Genomic DNA, 20,951 nt, shown 5'->3' on the forward strand with positions numbered 1-20,951 from the left:
GCCGGCGGGCGGTGCTGCTAAGCATTTTGCGGTCGGCGGCCCGTTCGCACCCGGGGCCGAAGACGGCAGACCCGCCGGCGGCAGGCAGGCCGGGCAGACGGGAGATCGGGGACAGTGCTTGGAGTTCTGGACAAGATGATGCACGCGCGGCGTTCCGTCCTTGCGCTCTCGCTCGGAGCCGCCCTGGCGCTTGCCGGCTGCAGCGGCTCGACGCTTGGCGACTATCCGGGCTATCCCTCGACGCCACCGGGCCAGCCGACCGCGAGCGGCGAGACCATCGGCCAGGGCTCGGTGCGCGTCGCCATGCTGCTGCCGATGAGCGGCGGCGGCAGCGCCTCCTCCATCGCCACCGTCTTCCGCAACACCGCCGAACTGGCCCTGTCCGACTTCCAGGGCGCCGACGTGCAGATCCTGATCAAGGACACCGGCGGCACCGCCCAGGGCGCGCAGGCGGCCGCCCAGGCGGCCATTACGGAAGGCGCGGAACTGATTCTCGGGCCGGTCTTCGCGCCGGCCGTCGGCGGAGCGGGGGCGACCGCGCGCTCCTCCGGCGTTCCCGTCGTCGCCTTCTCCAGCGACGAGTCCGTCGCCTCGCGCGGCGTCTATCTCTTGAGCTTCCTGCCGCGCAGCGACGTGGCGCGCATCGTTTCCCATGCCGCGAGCCAGGGCAAGCGCTCCTTCGCCGCGCTGCTGCCGGACGACACCTACGGCGCGGTGGCCGAGGCCGCCTTCCGCCAGGAGGTCGGCCGCGCGGGCGGGCGCATCGTCGCCATCGAGCGCTACAAGCTGACCGGCAACGACACGGCGGACATCGCCGCCAAGGCCGGCCAGATCGCCGCCAATGCCAGCCAGATCGACGCGATCTTCGTGCCGGCGGGCAATGTCGCGCCCTTCGTGGCGCAGACCCTGTCGACCGGCGGCGTCAATCTCGGCCAGACGCGCCTGCTCGGCAGCGGCCAGTGGGACTCGCAGCAGGTGCTGAACGCGGCGCCGCTGACCGGCGCCTGGTATCCGGGCCCGGATGCCGCCGGCTTCCAGGCCTTCGCCTCGCGCTACCAGTCGCGCTACGGCTCACAGCCGCCGCGCAACGCCTCGCTCGCCTATGACGCGACGATCCTTGCCGCAGGCCTCGTGCGCTCCGCCGGTCCGGCGCGCTTTTCCGAGCGGGTGCTGACCAACCGCGACGGCTTCCTCGGCATCGACGGCGTCTTCCGCTTCGAGCGGGACGGGCGCAACGAGCGCGGCCTTGCGGTCTACGAGGTCACGGGCAGCGGCTCGCGGGTCATCTCGCCGGCACCGCGCTCCTTCGGCTCGGGCAGCTGACGGCGGCCGCCCGCCGACGTCCTCCATCCAGCCAGCGGGAGGCACCGTTGAGCCTTACTGACACGCGCATCCTTCTCGTGATCGGCGGCGGCATTGCCGCCTACAAGAGCCTCGACCTGATCCGCCGCCTGCGCGAGCGCGGTGCCAGCGTCCGGGTGGTGATGACCGAGGGCGCCTGCCGCTTCGTGACGCCGATGGCGGCCGGCGCGCTCGCCGGCGACAAGGTCTTCACCGATCTCTTCGACCGGGACGACGAACACGATGTCGGCCATATCCGCCTGTCGCGCGAGGTCGATGCCATCGTCGTCGCGCCGGCCACCGCCGACCTGATGGCGAAGATGGCGGCCGGCCTTGCCGGCGATCTCGCCGGCGCCGTGCTTCTGGCCTCGAACAAGCCGGTATTGCTCGCCCCGGCGATGAACCCGGCGATGTGGACCAATCCCGCGACCCGGCGCAATGTGGAGCAGCTTGCCCGCGACGGGCTGTCCTTCGTCGGGCCGAATGCCGGCGAGATGGCCGAGACCGGCGAGGCGGGCGTCGGCCGCATGGCCGAGCCGCTGGAGATCGTCGCCGCGCTCGAGGCCATGCTCGATCCGGTGCCGCAGGACCTTGCCGGCCGGCACGTGCTGATCACTTCCGGGCCGACGCACGAGCCGATCGACCCGGTCCGCTACATCGCCAACCGCTCGTCCGGCAAGCAGGGCCATGCCATCGCCGCCTGGATGGCGCGGCACGGCGCCCGCGTGACGCTGGTCAGCGGGCCGGTGACGCTGGCCGATCCGCCGGGCGTCGACGTCGTGCGCGTCGAGACCGCCCGGCAGATGCTGGCCGCCGTCGAGGCGGCGCTGCCGGCCGATGTGGCGGTGATGGCCGCCGCCGTCGCCGACTGGCGCACCGACGGCGAGAGCGAACGCAAGATCAAGAAGGACGGCAGCGGCAAGGTGCCGGTGCTGGCGCTGACCGAAAACCCGGACATCCTCGCCACCATCGGCCGGCACCCGACGGCGCGCCCGCGCCTGGTGGTCGGCTTTGCCGCCGAGACCAACGACGTCGTCGACAATGCCCGCGGCAAGCTGGAGCGCAAGGGCGCGGACCTGATCGTCGCCAACGACGTGTCGCCGGAAACCGGCGTCATGGGGGGCGATGCCAACACCGTGCGGCTGGTCGGCCATGACGGGGTCGCCGACTGGCCGACCTTGACCAAGGACGAAGTGGCGCGCCGGCTGGTCGCCGAGATCGCCCGCCGGCTCGCCGCCACCGTCGGCCCGGCGTGAGGCGGCCGCCCTTTCGCAAGCCCGTCTTCAGCCCGTTTCGCCAACGATTCCCGATTTCACACACGGATCCCAGCCCATGACCCTTCCCCTGCGCGTGCGCCGCCTTGCCCATGGCCTCGACCTGCCGCTGCCCTCCTACCAGAGCGAGGAGGCCGCCGGCATGGACCTTCTCGCCGCTGTCGAGGCACCGCTGGTGATCGCGCCGGGCGCTCGCGCGCTTGTCCCGACCGGCATCGCCATCGCCCTGCCGCCGCATACGGAGGCGCAGGTGCGCCCGCGCTCCGGCCTTGCCGCGCGCCACGGCGTCACCGTGCTCAACACGCCCGGCACCATCGACCCGGACTATCGCGGCGAGGTGAAGGTGATCCTGATCAATCTCGGCGAGGAGCCCTTCACCGTGGAGCGCGGCAGCCGCATCGCCCAGATGGTGGTGGCGCCGGTGGCGCGGGCCGAACTGATCGAGGTCAACGAGCTGGACGAGACCCGGCGCGGCGAGGGCGGGTTCGGCTCGACCGGGCATCATTGACGCCGCTTTCGAGTATCATTTTCTAAGATTTAGCATATTTTCGGAATCCCGTTCCATGCGTGCGCGGCTTGCGGCGACGGCAGGGTCTCGTCAGCGCCATACTGCGTGCCTAGATTGGGAGCAGAACGATGTGCCGGGCATCCGCGATCCGGCGAGAACCAGGGAGTCCGCAATGAGCGCCAACAAGCCCGGCCGTGGCCGCATCTACGCCTCCATCACCGAAACCATCGGCGACACGCCGCTCGTCCGGCTCGACCGGCTGGCGCGCGAGGCCGGCGTCGAGGCGGAGATCCTCGCCAAGCTCGAGTTCTTCAACCCGATCTCCAGCGTCAAGGACCGCATCGGCGTGTCGATGATCGAGGCGCTGGAGGCCGAGGGCAGGATCGTCCCCGGCAAGACCACCCTCGTCGAGCCGACCTCCGGCAATACCGGCATCGCGCTCGCCTTCGTCGCCGCCGCCAAGGGCTACCGCCTGATCCTGGTGATGCCGGAGACCATGTCGATCGAGCGCCGCAAGATGCTGAAGCTGCTCGGCGCCGAGCTGGAGCTGACCGAAGGCCCCAAGGGCATGAAGGGCGCCATCGCCCGCGCCGAGGAGCTGATCCAGGAGATCGACGGCGCGGTGATGCCGCAGCAGTTCGAGAACCCGGCCAACCCGGCGATCCACCGCCGCACCACCGCCGAGGAAATCTGGAACGACACGGACGGCACGATCGACGTCTTCGTCTCCGGCATCGGCACCGGCGGCACGATCACCGGCGTCAGCGAGGTTCTGAAGGCGCGCAAGCCCGACCTGCATGTGGTCGCGGTCGAGCCGACCGATAGCCCGGTCCTGTCCGGCGGCACGCCCGGCCCGCACAAGATCCAGGGCATCGGCGCCGGCTTCGTGCCGGGCATCCTCGACACCTCGGCCTATGACGAGGTCGTCACGGTGAGCAACGACGAGGCGTTCGAGATGGCGCGCAAGGTCGCGCGGATCGAGGGCCTGCCGGTCGGCATTTCCTCCGGCGCGGCGCTCGCGGCCGCGCTCAAGGTCGGCGCCCGCCCCGAGATGAAGGGCAAGCGCATCGTCGTGATCATCCCCTCCTTCGCCGAGCGCTACCTGTCGACGGCGCTGTTCGAGGGGCTGGAGTAGGCACTCCCCGCATCTTCCGAACCTTTGAGATCACAAGCGGCGGGACCCGAAAGGTTCCGCCGTTTTCGTTTGCCCGCCGAGGGCAGCGCGTCTTCCCTCTCCTTGCAGTTGTGACCGACTTGCGGTTGCGCTAGGTTGCAGCCTGTTGGGATTGCAGCAATTTCGCGCAAAGTCATGAAGCGAGGGGGCGGTCAATGGTCTCGCGGGTCACCACGGTCGCGTTCCAGGGCATAGAGGCGCAACCTGTCGACGTGCAGGTGCAGATCGGCCCCGGCCAGGTCGCCTTCACCATCGTCGGCCTGCCGGACAAGGCGGTGGGCGAGAGCCGCGAGCGGGTGCGCTCCGCGCTGATCGCCTCCGGCCTGTCGCTGCCGGCCAAGCGCGTCACCGTCAACCTTGCGCCGGCCGACCTGCCCAAGGAGGGCTCGCATTTCGACCTGCCCATCGCGCTTGCCCTGATGGCGGCGATGGGGGCGCTGCCGGCGGCCGAGCTGGAGCGTTACGTGGTGCTCGGCGAGCTGGCGCTGGACGGCACGATCTCCGCCGTCGCCGGCGTGCTGCCGGCCGCCATCGGCGCCAACACGCTCGCCCGCGGCTTGATCTGCCCTGCGCCTTGCGGCCCGGAAGCGGCCTGGGCCGATCCGGAGATGGAGATCCTGGCGCCCGTCTCGCTGATCCAGCTCGCCAACCATTTCAAGGGCACGCAGATCCTCTCCCGGCCGCAGCCGAAGCTGAGCGCCAATCCGTCTGCCCTCCCCGACCTTTCCGAGGTGCGCGGCCAGGAAAGCGCCAAGCGGGCGCTGGAGATCGCCGCGGCCGGCGGCCACAACCTGCTGATGATCGGCCCGCCGGGCGCCGGCAAGTCGATGCTGGCGACCCGCCTGCCCTCGATCCTGCCGCCGCTCAGCCCGCGCGAGCTGCTGGAAGTCTCAATGATCGCCTCTATCGCCGGGGAGCTTGCCGACGGCAAGCTCAGCGAGCGCCGGCCGTTCCGCGCGCCGCATCATTCCGCCTCGATGGCCGCGCTCGTCGGCGGCGGCATCCGCGCCCGGCCCGGCGAGGTCTCCCTCGCCCATAACGGCGTGCTGTTCCTCGACGAGTTGCCCGAGTTCCAGCCGCAGGTGCTCGACGGGCTGCGCCAGCCGCTGGAAAGCGGCGAGACGGTGATCGTGCGCGCCAACCACCGCACCAGCTATCCCTCGCGCGTGCAGCTGATCGCGGCGATGAACCCGTGCCGCTGCGGCCATGCCGGAGAGCCCGGCCATGTCTGCCGGCGCGGCGAGCGCTGCGCCTCCGAATACCAGGCGCGCCTGTCCGGCCCGCTGCTCGACCGGCTGGACCTTCGGATCGAGGTGCCGGCCGTCGCCGCCTCGGACCTCTTGCGCCCGGCGCAGGCCGAAAGCTCCGCCGCGGTGGCCGAGCGGGTGGCGCGGGCCCGCCGGCGCCAAACGGAGCGCTATGCCGCGCTCGGCGTCTCCGCCCGCACCAATGCGGCGACGGGCGCGCGGCTGATCGAGCAGGTCGCCGCCCCCGATGCCGCCGGCCTCGACCTGCTGCAATCGGCGGCCGATGCGCTGCAGCTGTCGGCACGCGGCTATCACCGGGTGCTGAAGGTGGCGCGCACGCTGGCCGATCTCGACGGCTCGGACGCCGTCTCGCGGCTGCATCTCGCCGAGGCGCTGAGCTACCGGGGCGCCAGTCTCGAGCGCCGGGCGGCCTGAGCGCCCCCTTCCGCCTCCCCTTCACCCTTGGCTGCCGGCCCCCCACGTCCTAAATGAGGATCCAACGGAGATCCTCATGAAACACTATTCCCTTCTCGATCTGGCCCCCGTGCCGGAAGGCAGGACTGCGGCCGACGCGCTTGCCAACACCATCGACCTGGCCCGCAAGGCGGAAGCCGCGGGCTATCACCGCTACTGGCTCGCCGAGCACCACAACATGCCGGGCATCGCCAGCGCGGCGACGTCCGTCGTCATCGGCCAGGTGGCGGCGGCGACGAAGACCATGCGCGTCGGGGCGGGCGGCATCATGCTGCCCAACCATTCGCCGCTGGTCATCGCCGAGCAGTTCGGCACGCTTGCAACCCTGTTTCCCGGGCGCATCGACCTCGGCCTCGGCCGCGCGCCGGGCACGGACCTGGCAACGGCGCGGGCGCTGCGCCGGCACATGGCGGGCGAGGACAACTTCCCGCAGGACGTCGTCGACCTCATCGCCTATCTCGGCGACCCGTCGGAAGGCGGACCCGTGCGCGCCATTCCCGGCGAAGGCACCCATGTGCCGGTCTGGATCCTCGGATCGAGCCTCTACGGCGCGCAGCTTGCCGCCGCCTTCGGCCTGCCTTACGCCTTCGCCTCGCATTTCGCCCCGGCGATGCTGGAGGAGGCGCTGGCCGTCTATCGCAGCACCTTCCGGCCCTCGGACCAGCTTGCCGAGCCGCATGTGATGGTCGCCGCGGGCGTCTTCGTCGCCGACACGGATGCGGAGGCCCGCTACCTGCGCTCCTCGCAGGTGCTCTCCTTCGCAAGGCTGCGCACCGGGCGCCCGGGCAAGCTGCCGGCCCCGGTCGAGGACGTCGCCGCCGAGATCCCGCCCCATGTCCTGGCGCAGGTCGACCAGGCCCTCTCGGTTTCGGCGACCGGGTCGCCGGATACCGTCCGCAAGGGGCTTGCCGCAATCCTCGAGCGCTACCAACCGGACGAGCTGATCGTCACCGGGATGATCCACGATCATGCCGCCCGGGTCCGGTCCTTCGAGCTGGCGGCCGGCATCCTGGACGATCTGGCGGAGGCCGCCTAAGGCCGCCGCCCCGCGCCCAAGGCCTTTCGCCGCAACGGTTTCTCAATCTCTCCGGCCGACACTGGGCGGGTTCGTGCGCCTTGCGCGGACCCGACCCTTGACGAGGAGAGCAGGTGGCCGCCCCGAAACGCCATGACGGAACGGAGCACCGCGACAGCGGCGCGATCGCCCCCGAGCGCGCCGAAGCTTCCCCGCGCACGCCCGCCGTTTCCGGCCCCTCGCTGCTGACGCTTGGCGTGGCCGCCGCCGGTTTTCTCGCCGGCGCCGCGCTCACCGTCTGGCTGGTTCCCGAGCCGCTGCGCCTTGCCGCGGCCGGCAGCGCGCTGGCACTTGCCGGGCTTGCCATCGGCCTCGGCGGAGTGCTGCAGGCCCAGCGCGGCACCCATATGCGCGAAATGGCGCAGGCGAGCGCCCGCCTTGCCGCGCTCGCCTCCGAACGCAACCTGCTCCAGTCCGAGAACGAACAGCTGCGCGACGAGGCCTGGCGGCTGAAGGAAAGCGACGGCCGGCTGCGCGACGTGCTCGACACGCTCGGCGACGTGGTCACCCGCTGGCGCGCCGGCGGCGAGATCGTCTATGCCAACGATGCGGCCGAACGGCTGTTTCCGGAAGGCTGGGCCCCGTCCCTGCCGGAAGCGAACGGCGGCACGGCCGGGGACGAGGCCAGCCGCGACATCCGCATGGAGACCGCCGGCGGAGAGCGCTGGTTCGCCCGGCGCGACGTGCCGGTGCGCGACGGCGCCAGCGGCGAACCGCTGATCCAGACCATCCTGCGCGACGTCACCGACCGCCGCCGCATCGAGGACGCGCTGCTTGCCGCGCGCAACCAGGCGGAGACCGCCAACGCCTCCAAGAGCCGGTTTCTCGCCACCGTCAGCCACGAGATCCGCACCCCGCTCAACGGCATTCTCGGCATGACCGGCCTGCTCGCCGACACAAGGCTGACGGCCGAGCAGGCGAGCTATGTGGAGGCGGTGCGCGCCTCCGGCGAGATCCTGCTGCTCTTGATCAACGAGGTGCTCGACCTCTCGCGCATCGAGGCCGGCCGCCTCGATCTGGCGCCGGAGGAGATCGCCCTCGCCCCGCTTGCCGAAAGCGTGGTGGAGCTGCTGTCGCCGCGGGCCCAGTCGAAGGGGCTGGAGATCGGCTGCTACATCTCGCCCGACATGCCCGCGCGCCTCGTCGCCGACCCGACGCGGCTGCGCCAGATCCTGTTCAACCTGGCCGGCAACGGGCTGAAATTCACCGAGACCGGCGGCGTCGAGATCTGCATCGAGCCGATTGTGGAGACCGGCGAAGCGACTGCCGACGGTCCTGCGCGCCGCTTCGCCATCACAGTGCGCGACACCGGCATCGGCTTTGCCCCGGAAGAGGCCGAGCGGCTGTTCGAGGAGTTCGAGCAGGTCGACCACGGCCCGGCCCGCCGCTTCGACGGCGCGGGCCTCGGCCTTGCCATCTCGCGCCGGCTGGCCCGGCTGATGGGCGGCGACGTGGTGGCCAAGTCCGCGCCGGGCGAGGGCGCCGCCTTCCGCGTCGAGCTGCCGCTGGAGGCCGCAGCGCCCGCGCCGGGAGCGGAAAACGAGGCAGCGCGCGCGCTCGCCGGCGCCCGCATCGCGCTGGTCTCGGCCAGCCGCATCGAGATGCCGCTGATCGCCCGGGCGCTCGCCGCGCAAGGCGCCGTGACCTCGCTGCTGGCGCCCGGCACGGAGGAGGGCGACGACAAGCTGCTCGCCGCCGATCTGGTGCTGCTCGACCCGCTCGCCGTCACGGACGCCGGCGCCTGGCTCGCCAGCGCCCGCGCCGCCGGGCTTGCCGCGCCTGCCGGCGTGCTGCTGGCGCCGAGCGAGCGCGACCGGCTGCCGCGCCTGCGCGAGGCCGGCTTCGGCGGCTACCTGATCCGCCCGGTGCGCGCCGCCTCGCTGGCCGAGCTCTGCGCCACGCTGCTCGGACGCGACACCGGCCTGTCGCCCTGGGACCGGCCCGAGCCGCGCTCGCTGACGGACGAGGCCGGCGACCATGCCTGCGCGCCGCGCCCCTTGCGCGTCCTCGTTGCCGACGACAACGACATCAACCGGATGCTCAGCGAGGCCCTGCTGCGCAAACTCGGCCACGAGCCGGTGGTGGCCGCCGACGGCGCCGCCGCCCTTGCCGCGGCGGCCGACGGGTCCTGCGACATGCTGCTGATGGACCTGCACATGCCCGTCGTCGACGGCATTGCGGCAATCCGCCGCTTCCGCGAGATGGAGGCAGCCGGCGGCTGGTCGCGCGCGCCCGTCTATGTGGTGACCGCCGATGTCACCGCGGATGCGGAAAAGGCGGCGCTGGCCGCCGGGGCCGATGCGGTGCTGTCCAAGCCGCTCGACCCGGACCTGCTTCGCCGGCGCATCTTCCGTCGCCCGGCCGAGACCCCGCTGGCGGGAGCGGACTGAAAACTTCGCCAATTGTCACGCAAGTGTTGGGAAAGTATGGTCTACGGCACGGCCAGCATCGTGGCCGTCCGCCATACGCGGCCGATTCGCCTGCCTGCTTCCGCCGGGATTCTTTGCCGGTTGAGGATGCCGGCAGCCCCCGGATCGGCAGGCAAGAAAGACACGAGAATGGCCGGGCCGGGCGTACCCGAAACCGGCCCCGTTGCGTGGCGGCGTCCGCGGGAGGCAAGCAGGGAAGGCTCGGGGCCATGTCAAGAAACGCTGTTCTGTCGCCGCTGTCGCCGCGCAGCCTGATGCGCAAGTTCGCTCCGGCGATGGCGACGAGCTGGCTTGCCGGGATGAAGGCCGGCCCCTCGGGCCGCAACGTGCCCAGCCTCGGCCGTATCGGATCGCTGGAAGTGCGCCTCGCCCGCAGCGCCAAGGAGATCCGCAAGGCCCAGGAGCTGCGCTACCACGTCTTCTACGAGGAGATGTCGGCCATCGCCGACGCCGCGACCCAGGCGGCCAGGCGCGACGTCGATGCCTATGACGACATCTGCGACCATCTCCTGGTGCTCGACCACGAGCTTACCGAGCGCAACAAGCTGGGCCGGCGCAAGCCGCGCATCGTCGGCACCTACCGCCTGCTGCGCCAGGACGTCGCCGAGCGCCATGGCGGCTTCTACACCGCCGCCGAATTCGACATCCAGTCGCTGGTCGACGCTCATCCGCGGCTGCAGTTCCTGGAGCTCGGCCGCTCCTGCGTGCTCAAGCCCTACCGCACCAAGCGCACGGTGGAGCTGCTGTGGCACGGCATCTGGGCCTATGTCCTGATGCACCGGATCGACGTGATGGTCGGCTGCGCCTCCATCGAGGGCACCGATCCGGACCGGATGGCCTCGCAGCTCGCCTTCCTGCACCACAATGCGCGGGCGCCGGAAGCCTGGCGGGTGCGCGCCGTCGGCGAGCGCTATGTCGAGATGAACCGCATGCCCAAGGCCCAGGTCAACGAGCGCCAGGCCCTGCGCGAGCTGCCGCCCCTGATCAAGGGCTACCTGCGGCTCGGCGCCTATATCGGCGACGGCGCGGTCGTCGACCACCAGTTCGGCACCACCGACGTGCTGATCGTCATGCCGGTGGAGGCGCTGAACAGCCGCTACGTCAACCATTACGGCGCCGACGCCGGCCGCTACGCCAGCCAGTAGCCGCTGCGGCGCGGCTCAAAGCCGCCGCGCCCAGGGCTCCAACCGATAGCGGGCGGCGATGTTCCGCGCGCCGGGTTCGATCTGGTCCGCGTCGAGCCGCACGAAGCCGACATGATCGAGAAAACCGCCGCGCTCGGGGCGCGCGAAGGCGATGAGCGCGGGATAGCAGGCGAAGGCGCCATGGCCGAGCACCGAGGCCAGCAGCGAGCGCGACAGGCCGCGGCCGCGGCACTCCCTCGCCACCCCCAGCACCGACAGCCACATCGCCCCGTCCAGTTCGCCCGCCGCCGCCACGGCGACGGGCCGGCCGCCCCGGAAGGCGCCCCAGACGCGGTTTTCCGCCGCCAGCACGTCGAGCTCGGGCAGCAGGCCGCCCGGCGAGGCGGCCGGCATCCAGTCGCGCCGGTCCGCCTGCGCCATCCACAGCTCGTGCAGGGCCGGGACATCCTCGGGGCCTGCGACCCGCACCACGAACGCCCCGGCGGAGGCGGTCACGGCTGCGGGCCGTCGTAGCCCTCGACGATCACCAGATCCGACACCGCGTGCGAGGCGCGCAGCGACTTGGCATAGGCATAGGCTTCGCTCTCGTAGCAGGCGAGCGCCTTCTCGTAGCTGTCGAACTCGATCACCACGTTGCGCTGGCGCGCGGCGCCTTCCTTGCACTCGAAGCGGCCGCCGCGGACGATGAAGCGGGCGCCATAGGCGCGAAACGCCTCCGCATTCGCCTCGATATATTTCTTGTAGGCGTCGGGATCGCTCACATCGACCCGTGCCACCCAATATGCCTTCGCCATGCCTGCACCTTTCATGGAGTTGCGTCGGGACTGCGGCCGCCCTGTGCTGCCGCGTGTCGCCCCCGCGTGTGGGGCCAAGGCGTAGCGCGCGGCCGGTAGGGCTGTAAAGCCGTGCCGGGGCGCGAACCGCTGCCATCCTGCCGTACTTAACACCCCCTTAAATCGCCGCATTTAGGCTCCAAGGCGAAGCTCGGTCAGGCGCGCTGTGCCGGAGGATCCGCACCGGATCGACCAGCAGCCGACGCCCCTGGTACACCTTGGAGGGACAGACCGAATCGATGGCTCGCGGATCGTCACCCGGAAGCCGGCGCCCCGCCCGCGTCGAGCCGAAGATGGAGCGCAGCGGCGCAACGCTCGACATGCGGCTGACCGGCGCCGACCGGCCGGCGGCCGGCGGACATGCGCCCTCTTCCTCTTCCTCCGCCCCGGCCCGCAAGCGTGCGCCCCGAAAGGCCGGCTCGCTGGAGAGCGCCGGCAACGGTTCTGGCAGCGGTTCGGGCAACGGGTCAGGTAATGGTTCCGGTCTCGGCGGGGTTTCCGGCGGCCGGCTCTCGGGCGGCGGCAATGGCGGCAGGAGCAGCGGCAAGGGCGGCGGCCGCAAGGGCGGGCGCGGCAAGTCCCGTGCAAAGCGCCAGGGCGGCGGGTTCGCGCGCCTGCTGAAGCGCGGCCTCTACTGGAGCTTCGTCCTGTGCATCTGGGGCGGCATCGCCGGCGTCGGCGTCCTCATCTATTACGCCGCCTACCTGCCGCCGACCTCCGAATGGAAAGTGCCGCAGCGCCCGCCCAACGTGCGCATCGTCGCCGCCGACGGCACCTTGATGGCGAATCGCGGCGACACCGGCGGCGAGGCGGTGCGGCTCGAACAATTGCCGCCCTATCTGCCGCAGGCGGTGATCGCCATCGAGGACCGGCGCTTCTACTCGCATTTCGGCCTCGATCCCTTGGGCCTCGGCCGTGCGGTGCTGACCAACATCACCTCCGGCCGGCTGGTGCAGGGCGGCTCGACGCTGACCCAGCAGCTCGCCAAGAACCTGTTCCTGGAGCCCGACCGGACCCTGCGACGCAAGGTCCAGGAGGCGGTCCTCGCGCTGTGGCTGGAGACCAACTACTCCAAGGACGAGATCCTGGAGATGTATCTCAACCGGGTCTATTTCGGCGCCGGTGCCTATGGCGTCGATGCGGCCGCCCGGCGCTATTTCGGCAAGTCGGCGCGCTTGATCAGCGTGTCCGAAGCGGCAACGCTCGCCGGCCTGCTCAAGGCGCCCTCGCGCTACGCCCCGACCCGCAATCCGGACCTTGCCCAGGAACGCGCCACCACCGTGCTCGCGGCCATGGCCGAGGAGGGCTATCTCACCGATGCCGAGGCGCGCGATGCCATCGCCGCGCCGCTGCGCGTCGTCACCCACCACACCTCGGCCAGCGAGAACTACATTGCCGACTGGGTGATGGAGCTGCTGCCGGGCTATGTCGGCGCCATCGAGGACGACATCGTCGTCGACACGACGATCGATCTCGGCCTGCAGATCATCGCCGAGGATTCCCTGCGCCGCGCCCTGTCCGAGGAAGGCGCCAAGCTCGGCGTCGGCCAGGGCGCCATCGTCACGCTGGACGGATCGGGCGCGGTCAAGGCGCTGGTCGGCGGGCGCGACTATGCGCAGAGCCAGTTCAACCGCGCGGTCAATGCCCGGCGCCAGCCCGGCTCCGCCTTCAAACCCTTCGTCTATCTCGCCGCGCTGGAGCGCGGGCTGACGCCGGCGACCGTGCGGGTCGACGAGCCGATCAAGATCGGCAAGTGGGCGCCGAAGAACTACACCAAGACCTATCGCGGCCCGGTGACCTTGACCGAGGCGCTGTCGCTGTCGCTCAACACCGTGGCCGCGCGCCTCGCCGAGGAAGTCGGCCCGCGCGCCATCATCCGCACCGCCCGCAAGCTCGGCATCACCTCGCCGCTCGCCTCCAACCTGTCGATCTCGCTCGGCACCTCGGAGGTGACGCCGCTGGAGATCGCCGCCGGCTACACGCCGTTCTCCAACGGCGGCTATGCGGTGGTGCCGCATGTCATCCGCCAGATCCGCACGCTCGAGGGCAAGGTGCTCTATGCGCGCACCGGCGACGGCGCGGGGCGGGTCATCGACCATGCGACGCTGGCCGACATGAACATGATGATGGCGCAGACGCTGACCACCGGCACCGGCAAGATCGCCAATCTGCCGGGCCGGCCGGCCGGTGGCAAGACCGGCACCAGCCAGGATTTCCGCGACGGCTGGTTCATCGGCTATACCGGCTCGCTGACCACCGCCGTCTGGCTCGGCAACGACGACAATTCGCCGACCAAGCGCGCCACCGGCGGTTCGCTGCCGGCCAAGGTCTGGAAGGACGTGATGCAGGCGGGGCACCAGGGCCTGCCGGTCGCCAGCCTTCCGGGCGTGTCCGACCGGCCGGTGCAGGTGGCGGAGCCTGCCGCAGCGCCGCTCGACATGCCGATGCGCGACATTCCCGCCGAGGGCGATCCGTCGCGCCGGCTGCCGCCGATGCGCGATTCGGACGGCGGCGGGGGCGGCCCGCTCGACCTCCTCAACCGGATCTTCGGGGGCTGATCGACAGGCCCCTCAGCCGGCCATGCGGGCGCGGCGGCTGACCAGCAGCGCCAGCACCGCGCCGAAGCCGTTGGCGGCGATGATCAGCGCCAGCGGCAGGGCGGTGCCGCCATGGGTGGCGCCGACGCCGATGCCGACCGCCGCGGCAATGCTCATCTGGCAGATGCCCATCAGCGAGGAGGCGCTGCCGGCCCGGTCCGGGAAGGGCATCAGCGCCGCGGCCTGCGCCTGCGGCAGGGCAAGGCCCACCCCCACCATGTAGAGCATCATCGGCGCGATGACGGAGAGCGCCGAAGGCGCGGCGAGAACCGCGACGATCATCGCCGCCCCGCCCAGCGCCAGCGCCGCGCAGCCGGTGAGGATCGTCACTTCCGCGCCCTTTTTCGGCGCCAGCCGCTGGCCGATCAGCGTTCCCACCACATAGGCGCCGGCGCAGACGCCGAAGGCGATCCCGTAGAGCGAGGGGGAGAGCCCGAAGATGTCCTGCAGCACGAAGGACGAGCCGGAGATGAAGGCGAACAGCCCGCAATAGGTCAGCGTCACCACCGCCAGATAGGCGGCATAGGCGCGGTGGCGCAGCAGGCCGCCGAAGCCCGACAGGATCGCCCGGACCGAGAAGGGCGCCGTCTCGCGTGCGCGGATCGTCTCGGGCAGCCCGCGCCAGACGCCGACGATCACCGCGGCTGCAAAGGCGACCGAGACCAGGAAGACGAAGCGCCAGCCGCCGGCCGCCGCGATCAGCCCGCCGAAGAACGGGGCGATCGCCGGGGCAAGGCCCATGATCGAGCCCATGCGGGCGAGCTCCTGGCCCGCGCGCGGGCCCTCGTAGAGATCGCGCACCACCGCGCGCGCCAGCACCACCGGCCCGGCGGCGCCGAAGGCCTGGCAGAAGCGCGCGACGATCAGCACCTCGACGGTGGGCGCCAGCGTGCAGGCAAGGCTCGCCACCGCATAGATGGCAAGCCCGGCGATCAGCACCGGCTTGCGGCCGATGCGGTCGGCGAGCGGGCCGTAGAACACCTGTCCGGCGGCGAAGCCGACGAGGAACACCGACAGGGTCAGCTGCACCGAGGCGTGGGTCGTATCGAGATCGCGCAGGATCGACGGCAGCGCCGGCAGGTACATGTCGGTGGAGATCGGGCCGAGCGCCGTCAGGCTGGCGAGCAGGATGGTGAGCGCCCAGGTGTCCGGCTTGAGGGTGTCCGGCTTGAGCATGCGAGCGGCCTTCTGGCGGCGGCGCGCGGCCGCGAGCTCGGGCGGGCGCCGGTGGGGAGAGGGCGGCTGGCGGGCGGAACTGCCGGGTCAGCCGTAGAGATGCAGGCGGCCGCCCTCGCGCTTCAGCCAGTCGCGCGCCTCCTCCGTATGCGGGGCAAGGCGGCGGCAATGGGCCCAGAAGCGCGGGCCGTGGTTCATCTCGGCGAGATGGGCGACCTCATGGGCAGCGACGTAATCGAGGATCGACGGCGGCGCAAGCACAAGCCGCCAGGAGAAGGACAGCCGCCCGTCCGAGGTACAGGAGCCCCAGCGGCTGCGGGTATCGCGCAAGGTGAGCGCCGTCGGCGTGCGGCCCAGCGCTTCCGCGTGGCGCGCGACCGCGCGCTCAAGGTCCCGCCGCGCCTCGCGCTTCAGCCAGTCGGTGAGCTTGCGGGCGATGTGTTCGTCCGCGCCCGGCACCAGCAGCCGGCCCACCGCATAGCCCTCGGCTTCGCTGTCCGCATCCGGCTCCGGCGCCGGCTCGGCGCGCACCAGTCCGCGCAAGCCCCCCGCTGCAACGATCCGGTGCGCCGCCCCGCGCAGCGGGATCACGCCCCCTTGCGCGAACGGCACCGCCTCGGGCCGCTCGCCGAGCCGCCCGGCCAGCCAGCCGCGCTGGCGCTGCGCGAAGTCGCGCGCGGTGGCCAGGGTTCCGCCCTTCGGCACGGTCAGCACCGGCGCGCCGCCGTCCGGCGGCACGCGCAGGATATAGCGGCGCGCCTGCGGGTTGCCGCGCAGCACGATGCGCTGCTCCCGCCCGTCGATCTCCAGCGTGATCGCCTCGGGCAGGACCGGTTGTTGCCGGCGCAGGCGGAACAAGCCGCTCACGCGCCGGCCAGCTCGTCGAAGCGCTTGCGGACGGTGCCGTTCAGCGGGTTCTTCGCGCTCCAGCGATAGCGGATCGTCTCGAAGCGCATGGAGCGGGTGTCGACCAGCAGCAGCCGGCCGAGCAGGCCCTCGCCGAAGCCGACGATCTCCTTGATCGCCTCCATCGCCTGCATCGTGCCGACGATGCCGGTCAGCGCGCCGAGCACGCCGGCCTCGGCGCAGGTCGGCAGCAAGCCGTCCGCCGGGCGCTCGGGGAAGAGGCAGCGATAGGTCGGGTTCGGCGTGCCGTCCTCGCCCGCCTCGTACGGCTTCAGCAGCGTCAGGGAGCCGTCGAGCCGACCGACCGCGCCGGTGACCAGCGGCTTGCCGGCGAAGAAGCAGGCATCGGAAACCAGGTAGCGGGTGGCGAAATTGTCGGACCCGTCGACCACGAGGTCGTAGCGCGAAATCAGCGCCAGCGCGTTGGTCGCGCCGAGCCGCGCCACATGCGGCTCAACCTTCACATGCGGGTTCAGCCGGGCGATCGCCTCGGCCGCGCTCGCCACTTTCGGCTCGCCGAGATGGTCGGTGTCGTGGATCACCTGGCGCTGCAGGTTGGACAGGGACACGGTGTCGTCGTCGACGACGCCCAGCGTGCCGACGCCGGCCGCCGCCAGATATTGCAGCACCGGCGCGCCGAGCCCGCCGGCGCCGATCACCAGCACCCTTGCGGCCTTCAGCTTCTGCTGGCCGGGGCCGCCGACATCCTGCAACACGATGTGGCGGGCATAGCGTTCGAGTTCTGCGGGCGAAAGCGGGGTCATCAAGGGATCCGGAGCGTCGAAAGAAGGAGGCGAATGGTCAGCGCAGTAGGCGGCCGACCAGCCGGGCGGTATAGTCGACCATCGGGATGACGCGGGCATAGTTCAGCCGGGTCGGGCCGATCACGCCGAGCACGCCGATGATCCTCTCGTCCTGGTCGCGGAAGGGCGAGACGACGATGGAGGAGCCGGACAGCGAGAACAGCTTGTTCTCCGAGCCGATGAAGATGCGCACCCCCTCGCCGCCCTCGGCGGCGGTCAAGAGCTGGATCAGGTCGCGCTTGTTCTCCAGATCGTCGAACAGCAGGCGGATGCGCTCCAGGTCCTGCTCGGCCTCCAGATGCGACAGCAGGTTGGAGCGGCCGCGCACGATCAGCGAGCCGGCCGCGTCGACCACGCCGGAGCGGGTGGCGATGCCCGCTTCCACCAGCTTGGCGGTCAGCTCGTCCAGCTCCTTCTGGTGGCGGTCGCGCTGGATCTCCAGTTCGCGCCGCGCCTCGGCGAGCGTCCGCCCGCGGATCAGGCTGGTGAGATAGTTCGACGCCTCGATCAGGGCGGTCTGCGGCAGGCCCGGCGGCAGGTCGACGATGCGGTTCTCCACCGAGCCGTCGTCGCCGACCAGCACGACGAGCGCCTTCAGCGGCTCGATGCGGACGAATTCGACATGGCGCAGGCGCACGTCCGCCTTGTGGGTGAAGACGACGCCGGCGCCGCGCGACAGGCCGGACAGCATCTGGCTGGCCTCGGTCAAGAGCTGCTCGCTGGTGCGCTCGCTGCGCGCCGCCTTGACCTGGATGTCGATCTGGTCGCGCTCCTCGCGCGTCAGGTCGCCGACCTCCAGCAGCGCATCGACGAAGAAGCGCAGGCCCCCTTCCGTCGGCATGCGTCCGGCCGAGGTATGCGGCGAATAGAGCAGCCCGGCATGTTCCAGGTCCGACATGACATTGCGGATCGAGGCCGGCGACAGCTGGATGCCCGGCAGGCGCGATAGGTTGCGCGACCCCACCGGTTCGCCGGTGTCGAGATAGGATTCGACGATGGCGCGGAAGATCTCCCGCGACCGCTTGTCGAGATCGCCAAGGCTCACGGACGGCACACCCAGCGTCACGTTCCTGCTCCCCGGTTCTGCAAATCCACCTTCGGCACTTCAGGTCCCCTGCCCCGTCGCTCCGCCCGGCATCGCGGCGCATCCCCGAATATAGTGCGCCCTGCGCGCGATTGCCCATGCCTTAGGTGCGGTCCGACCGGCCGCGCCACGGGACAAGCGGCAGACAGGCATTTCATTCCGGTCCCATATTGGATTAAGAGGGACGCGAAACAGGAGCAAGGGGCATCGACGCCCCGCGCGGCAGGCTTGAAGGGGATCGACATGCGGCCATCCAAACGTGCAGCGGACGAGTTGCGCGCCGTGACGCTGGAACGGAGCGTTTCCAAGCACGCGGAAGGATCGTGCCTGGTCAAGTTCGGCGACACGCATGTGCTGTGCACGGCGAGCCTGGAAGAGCGCATTCCGCCCTGGCTGCGCGGCCAGGGTCGCGGCTGGGTCACGGCAGAATACGGCATGCTGCCGCGCGCCACCGGCGAGCGCATGCGCCGCGAGGCGTCCTCGGGCAAGCAGTCCGGCCGCACCCAGGAGATCCAGCGGCTGATCGGCCGCTCGCTGCGCGCCATCGTCGACCTGCCGCTGCTCGGCGAGCGCCAGATCTCCGTCGACTGCGACGTCATCCAGGCCGATGGCGGCACCCGCACCGCCGCGATCACCGGCGCCTGGGTCGCCCTGCACGACTGCATCGAGTGGATGCGCGCCCGCGACATGGTCGCCGGCAAGGTGCTGAAGGACCATATCGCCGCGATTTCCTGCGGCATCCATGGCGGCCAGGCGGTGCTCGATCTCGACTATCTCGAGGATTCGGACGCCGACACCGACGCCAATTTCGTCATGACCGGCTCCGGCGGCATCGTCGAGATCCAGGGCACGGCGGAGGGCGAGCCCTTCTCCGAGGAGCAGTTCGCCCAGCTGTTGGCGCTGGCCAAGTCCGGCATCGGCCGGCTGGTCGACCTGCAGAAGATGGCGATCTCGTGAGGCGCGCATGACCGACACCCCCTCCCCCGTGCGCCGGCTCGAGCCGGGCCGGATCGTGCTGGCGAGCCACAATCCGGGCAAGCTGCGCGAGTTCGACGACCTGATGGCGCCCTACGGCTACGAGGTCGTCTCGGCCGGTTCGCTCGGCCTGCCGGAGCCGGAAGAGACCGGCACCACCTTCGAGGCAAATGCAGAGCTGAAGGCGCGCGCGGCCGCCGAGGCGTCCGGCCTGCCGGCGCTCGCCGACGACAGCGGCTTCTGCGTCGTCGCGCTGAACGGCGATCCCGGGGTCTACTCGGCCCGTTGGGCGGGACCGGAGAAGGATTTCGCGATGGCGATGCGGACCATCGAGGAAAAGCTGCATGCCGCCGGCGCGACCGCTCCGGCCGACCGCCGCTCGTCCTTCGTCGCCGTGCTGTGCCTTGCCTGGCCGGACGGCGAGATCGCCCTGTTCCGCGGCGAGGTCGAGGGCACCGCCGTGTGGCCGCCGCGCGGCAGCGGCGGCTTCGGCTACGACCCGATGTTCCAGCCGGACGGCGAAAGCCGCACCTTCGGCGAGATGTCGGCGGAGGAAAAGCACGGCCAGAACGGCACCGCGCTGTCGCACCGTGCCCGCGCCTTCGCGGACTTCTCGGCGCGCTGCCTGGAGGCATGATGGCGCAGGCGGACGGCGGTTTCGGCATCTATGTGCATTGGCCTTTCTGCGAGGCCAAATGCCCGTATTGCGACTTCAACAGCCATGTCCGCCATGCCGGCGTCGATCAGGCGCGCTTTGCCGCGGCTTTCGAGCGGGAACTCGCCTATTTCGCCGCCCGCACGCGCGGCCGCCGGGTCGATTCCATCTTTCTCGGCGGCGGCACCCCGTCATTGATGCTCCCCGCGACCGTCGGCCGCGTGCTCGACGCCATCGCCGGCCACTGGGAAATCTCGCCCACCGTCGAGGTCTCGATGGAGGCCAACCCATCCTCGGTGGAGGCGGAGCGGTTCCGCGGCTATCGCGCGGCCGGCGTCAACCGCCTGTCGCTCGGCGTGCAGTCCTTGCGGGATGCGGACCTGAAGCGCCTCGGCCGGCTGCATGACGCTGCCCAGGCGCGCGAGGCGATCGGCATCGCCCGCGCGACCTTCGAGCGCATCTCCTTCGACCTGATCTACGCCCGGCCCGACCAGAGCGCCGCCGCCTGGCGCACCGAGCTGGAGGAGGCGATCGGCCTTGCCGCCGACCACCTGTCGCTCTACCAGCTCACCATCGAGCAGGGCACGCCCTATTTCGAGCTGCACCGCACCGGCAAGCTGGTGGTGCCCGATCCCGACACCGCCGCCGATCTCTACGACCTGACGCAGGAGATCTGCACCGCCCACGGCATGCCGGCCTACGAGGTCTCCAACCACGCCGTGCCCGGCGCGGAATGCCGGCACAATCTCGTCTACTGGCGCTACGGCGACTATGTCGGCGTCGGCCCCGGCGCCCATGGCCGGCTGACCGGCGGCAACGGCAAGTTCGCCACCGCCACCGAACGCCACCCCGAGACCTGGCTCGCCGCCGTCGAGGCGCGCGGCGAGGGGCTGGTGGAGGACATGTCGCTGACCCAGGAAGAGCAGGGCGACGAGTTCCTCCTGATGGGCCTGCGGCTGGTGGAGGGCGTCGACCTTGCCCGTTTCGAGGCGATTTCCGACCGCCGGATCGATCCGCGGCGTGTCGCCGACCTCATCGAACACGGCATGGTGGAACGACTCGATGGCACGCGAATGCGAGTCACGCCGGCCGGATGCCTCGTTCTGGACGCCGTCGTCGCCGATCTTGCATCGTGATTTTTTACGATATCTTCTGAAAAAACGCAGGCACCGCAACTTTTTTCCACCGCGTGGCCGCTTCCGGCAAGATCCTGTCTTGTCTCGCGTTTTCGCAGCGCTTGCGAGAAGTTTCCCTC

The 20,951-nt window shown here is 70.9% G+C and carries 18 protein-coding genes; 12 read left to right on the forward strand and 6 right to left on the reverse strand.

Translation table 11 applies throughout. From position 1 onward, the window contains the following. Positions 1 to 114: 114 nt before the first annotated feature. The 8 genes from MNI96_RS06480 to olsB all read left to right on the forward strand — a co-directional run bounded on the left by MNI96_RS06480 (position 115) and on the right by olsB (position 10,667). Positions 115 to 1,323 carry a penicillin-binding protein activator gene (locus tag MNI96_RS06480; protein ID WP_249691453.1) on the forward strand — a complete coding sequence of 403 codons (1,209 nt, stop codon included), beginning with the start codon at positions 115 to 117 and terminating at the stop codon, positions 1,321 to 1,323. A gap of 47 nt (positions 1,324 to 1,370) precedes the next feature. Next, positions 1,371 to 2,597 (forward strand): bifunctional phosphopantothenoylcysteine decarboxylase/phosphopantothenate--cysteine ligase CoaBC, encoded by a 1,227-nt coding sequence (gene coaBC / locus MNI96_RS06485; protein ID WP_249691455.1) that lies wholly within the window; start codon positions 1,371 to 1,373, stop codon positions 2,595 to 2,597. Between the two features lie 76 nt (positions 2,598 to 2,673). Continuing rightward, on the forward strand, positions 2,674 to 3,123 hold the full coding sequence (gene dut, locus MNI96_RS06490) for a dUTP diphosphatase (RefSeq protein ID WP_186397428.1): 450 nt from the start codon (positions 2,674 to 2,676) through the stop codon (positions 3,121 to 3,123). A gap of 172 nt (positions 3,124 to 3,295) precedes the next feature. Continuing rightward, complete coding sequence (cysK, locus tag MNI96_RS06495) at positions 3,296 to 4,258, forward strand: cysteine synthase A (RefSeq protein WP_249691457.1); 963 nt, start codon at positions 3,296 to 3,298, stop codon at positions 4,256 to 4,258. Positions 4,259 to 4,452: 194 nt separating this feature from the next. Further along, positions 4,453 to 5,979 (forward strand): YifB family Mg chelatase-like AAA ATPase, encoded by a 1,527-nt coding sequence (locus MNI96_RS06500; protein WP_249691459.1) that lies wholly within the window; start codon positions 4,453 to 4,455, stop codon positions 5,977 to 5,979. A 76-nt stretch (positions 5,980 to 6,055) separates the two neighbouring features. After that, positions 6,056 to 7,054: an LLM class flavin-dependent oxidoreductase gene (locus tag MNI96_RS06505; protein ID WP_249691461.1), complete on the forward strand. Its 999-nt coding sequence runs from the start codon at positions 6,056 to 6,058 to the stop codon at positions 7,052 to 7,054. Between the two features lie 113 nt (positions 7,055 to 7,167). Then, the gene (locus MNI96_RS06510) at positions 7,168 to 9,483 is read left to right on the forward strand and encodes an ATP-binding protein (protein ID WP_249691463.1); all 2,316 of its coding nucleotides are present in this window, start codon (positions 7,168 to 7,170) and stop codon (positions 9,481 to 9,483) included. A gap of 314 nt (positions 9,484 to 9,797) precedes the next feature. Next, entirely contained in the window at positions 9,798 to 10,667 is an 870-nt protein-coding gene (gene olsB / locus MNI96_RS06515; RefSeq protein WP_249692188.1) for a l-ornithine N(alpha)-acyltransferase, read from the forward strand. Positions 10,668 to 10,682: 15 nt separating this feature from the next. Here olsB and MNI96_RS06520 read toward each other — a convergent pair whose 3' ends face one another. Then, positions 10,683 to 11,162, reverse strand: a complete 480-nt coding sequence (locus MNI96_RS06520) for a GNAT family N-acetyltransferase (RefSeq protein WP_249691466.1) — start codon at positions 11,160 to 11,162, stop codon at positions 10,683 to 10,685. Then, a complete protein-coding gene (locus MNI96_RS06525; RefSeq protein ID WP_249691468.1) occupies positions 11,159 to 11,461 on the reverse strand; it encodes a DUF1330 domain-containing protein in 303 nt (100 codons plus the stop codon). The genes MNI96_RS06520 and MNI96_RS06525 overlap by 4 nt, the downstream gene beginning before the upstream one ends. A 278-nt stretch (positions 11,462 to 11,739) precedes the next feature. Between MNI96_RS06525 and MNI96_RS06530 the strand changes: the two genes are divergently transcribed. Further along, a complete protein-coding gene (locus MNI96_RS06530) occupies positions 11,740 to 14,058 on the forward strand; it encodes a transglycosylase domain-containing protein (RefSeq protein ID WP_249691470.1) in 2,319 nt (772 codons plus the stop codon). A 12-nt stretch (positions 14,059 to 14,070) separates the two neighbouring features. Here MNI96_RS06530 and MNI96_RS06535 read toward each other — a convergent pair whose 3' ends face one another. From MNI96_RS06535 to hrcA, 4 genes are all read right to left on the reverse strand, one after another. Continuing rightward, the gene (locus MNI96_RS06535) at positions 14,071 to 15,273 is read right to left on the reverse strand and encodes a multidrug effflux MFS transporter (RefSeq protein ID WP_249691472.1); all 1,203 of its coding nucleotides are present in this window, start codon (positions 15,271 to 15,273) and stop codon (positions 14,071 to 14,073) included. 87 nt (positions 15,274 to 15,360) lie between these two features. Continuing rightward, positions 15,361 to 16,140, reverse strand: a complete 780-nt coding sequence (locus MNI96_RS06540; RefSeq protein WP_349629131.1) for a M48 family metallopeptidase — start codon at positions 16,138 to 16,140, stop codon at positions 15,361 to 15,363. Continuing rightward, positions 16,137 to 16,943, reverse strand: coding sequence for a molybdopterin-synthase adenylyltransferase MoeB (gene moeB, locus MNI96_RS06545; RefSeq protein WP_249691473.1), 807 nt, complete (start codon positions 16,941 to 16,943; stop codon positions 16,137 to 16,139). Before moeB ends, MNI96_RS06540 begins: the two co-directional genes overlap by 4 nt. 37 nt (positions 16,944 to 16,980) lie before the next feature. Further along, entirely contained in the window at positions 16,981 to 18,048 is a 1,068-nt protein-coding gene (hrcA, locus tag MNI96_RS06550; RefSeq protein ID WP_249691474.1) for a heat-inducible transcriptional repressor HrcA, read from the reverse strand. 261 nt (positions 18,049 to 18,309) lie between these two features. Here hrcA and rph point away from each other — a divergent pair, with 261 nt between their 5' ends. Genes rph through hemW form a run of 3 tightly spaced genes read left to right on the forward strand, consistent with a single transcriptional unit; the run spans position 18,310 to position 20,832 of the window. Then, the gene (gene rph, locus MNI96_RS06555; protein WP_067338896.1) at positions 18,310 to 19,023 is read left to right on the forward strand and encodes a ribonuclease PH; all 714 of its coding nucleotides are present in this window, start codon (positions 18,310 to 18,312) and stop codon (positions 19,021 to 19,023) included. 7 nt (positions 19,024 to 19,030) lie between these two features. After that, positions 19,031 to 19,678 (forward strand): RdgB/HAM1 family non-canonical purine NTP pyrophosphatase, encoded by a 648-nt coding sequence (gene rdgB / locus MNI96_RS06560; protein ID WP_249691475.1) that lies wholly within the window; start codon positions 19,031 to 19,033, stop codon positions 19,676 to 19,678. Continuing rightward, a complete protein-coding gene (gene hemW / locus MNI96_RS06565; protein ID WP_502960308.1) occupies positions 19,675 to 20,832 on the forward strand; it encodes a radical SAM family heme chaperone HemW in 1,158 nt (385 codons plus the stop codon). Before rdgB ends, hemW begins: the two co-directional genes overlap by 4 nt. Positions 20,833 to 20,951 lie beyond the last annotated feature (119 nt).

This window comes from Stappia sp. WLB 29, from assembly GCF_023507705.1.
GTDB lineage: Bacteria > Pseudomonadota > Alphaproteobacteria > Rhizobiales > Stappiaceae > Stappia.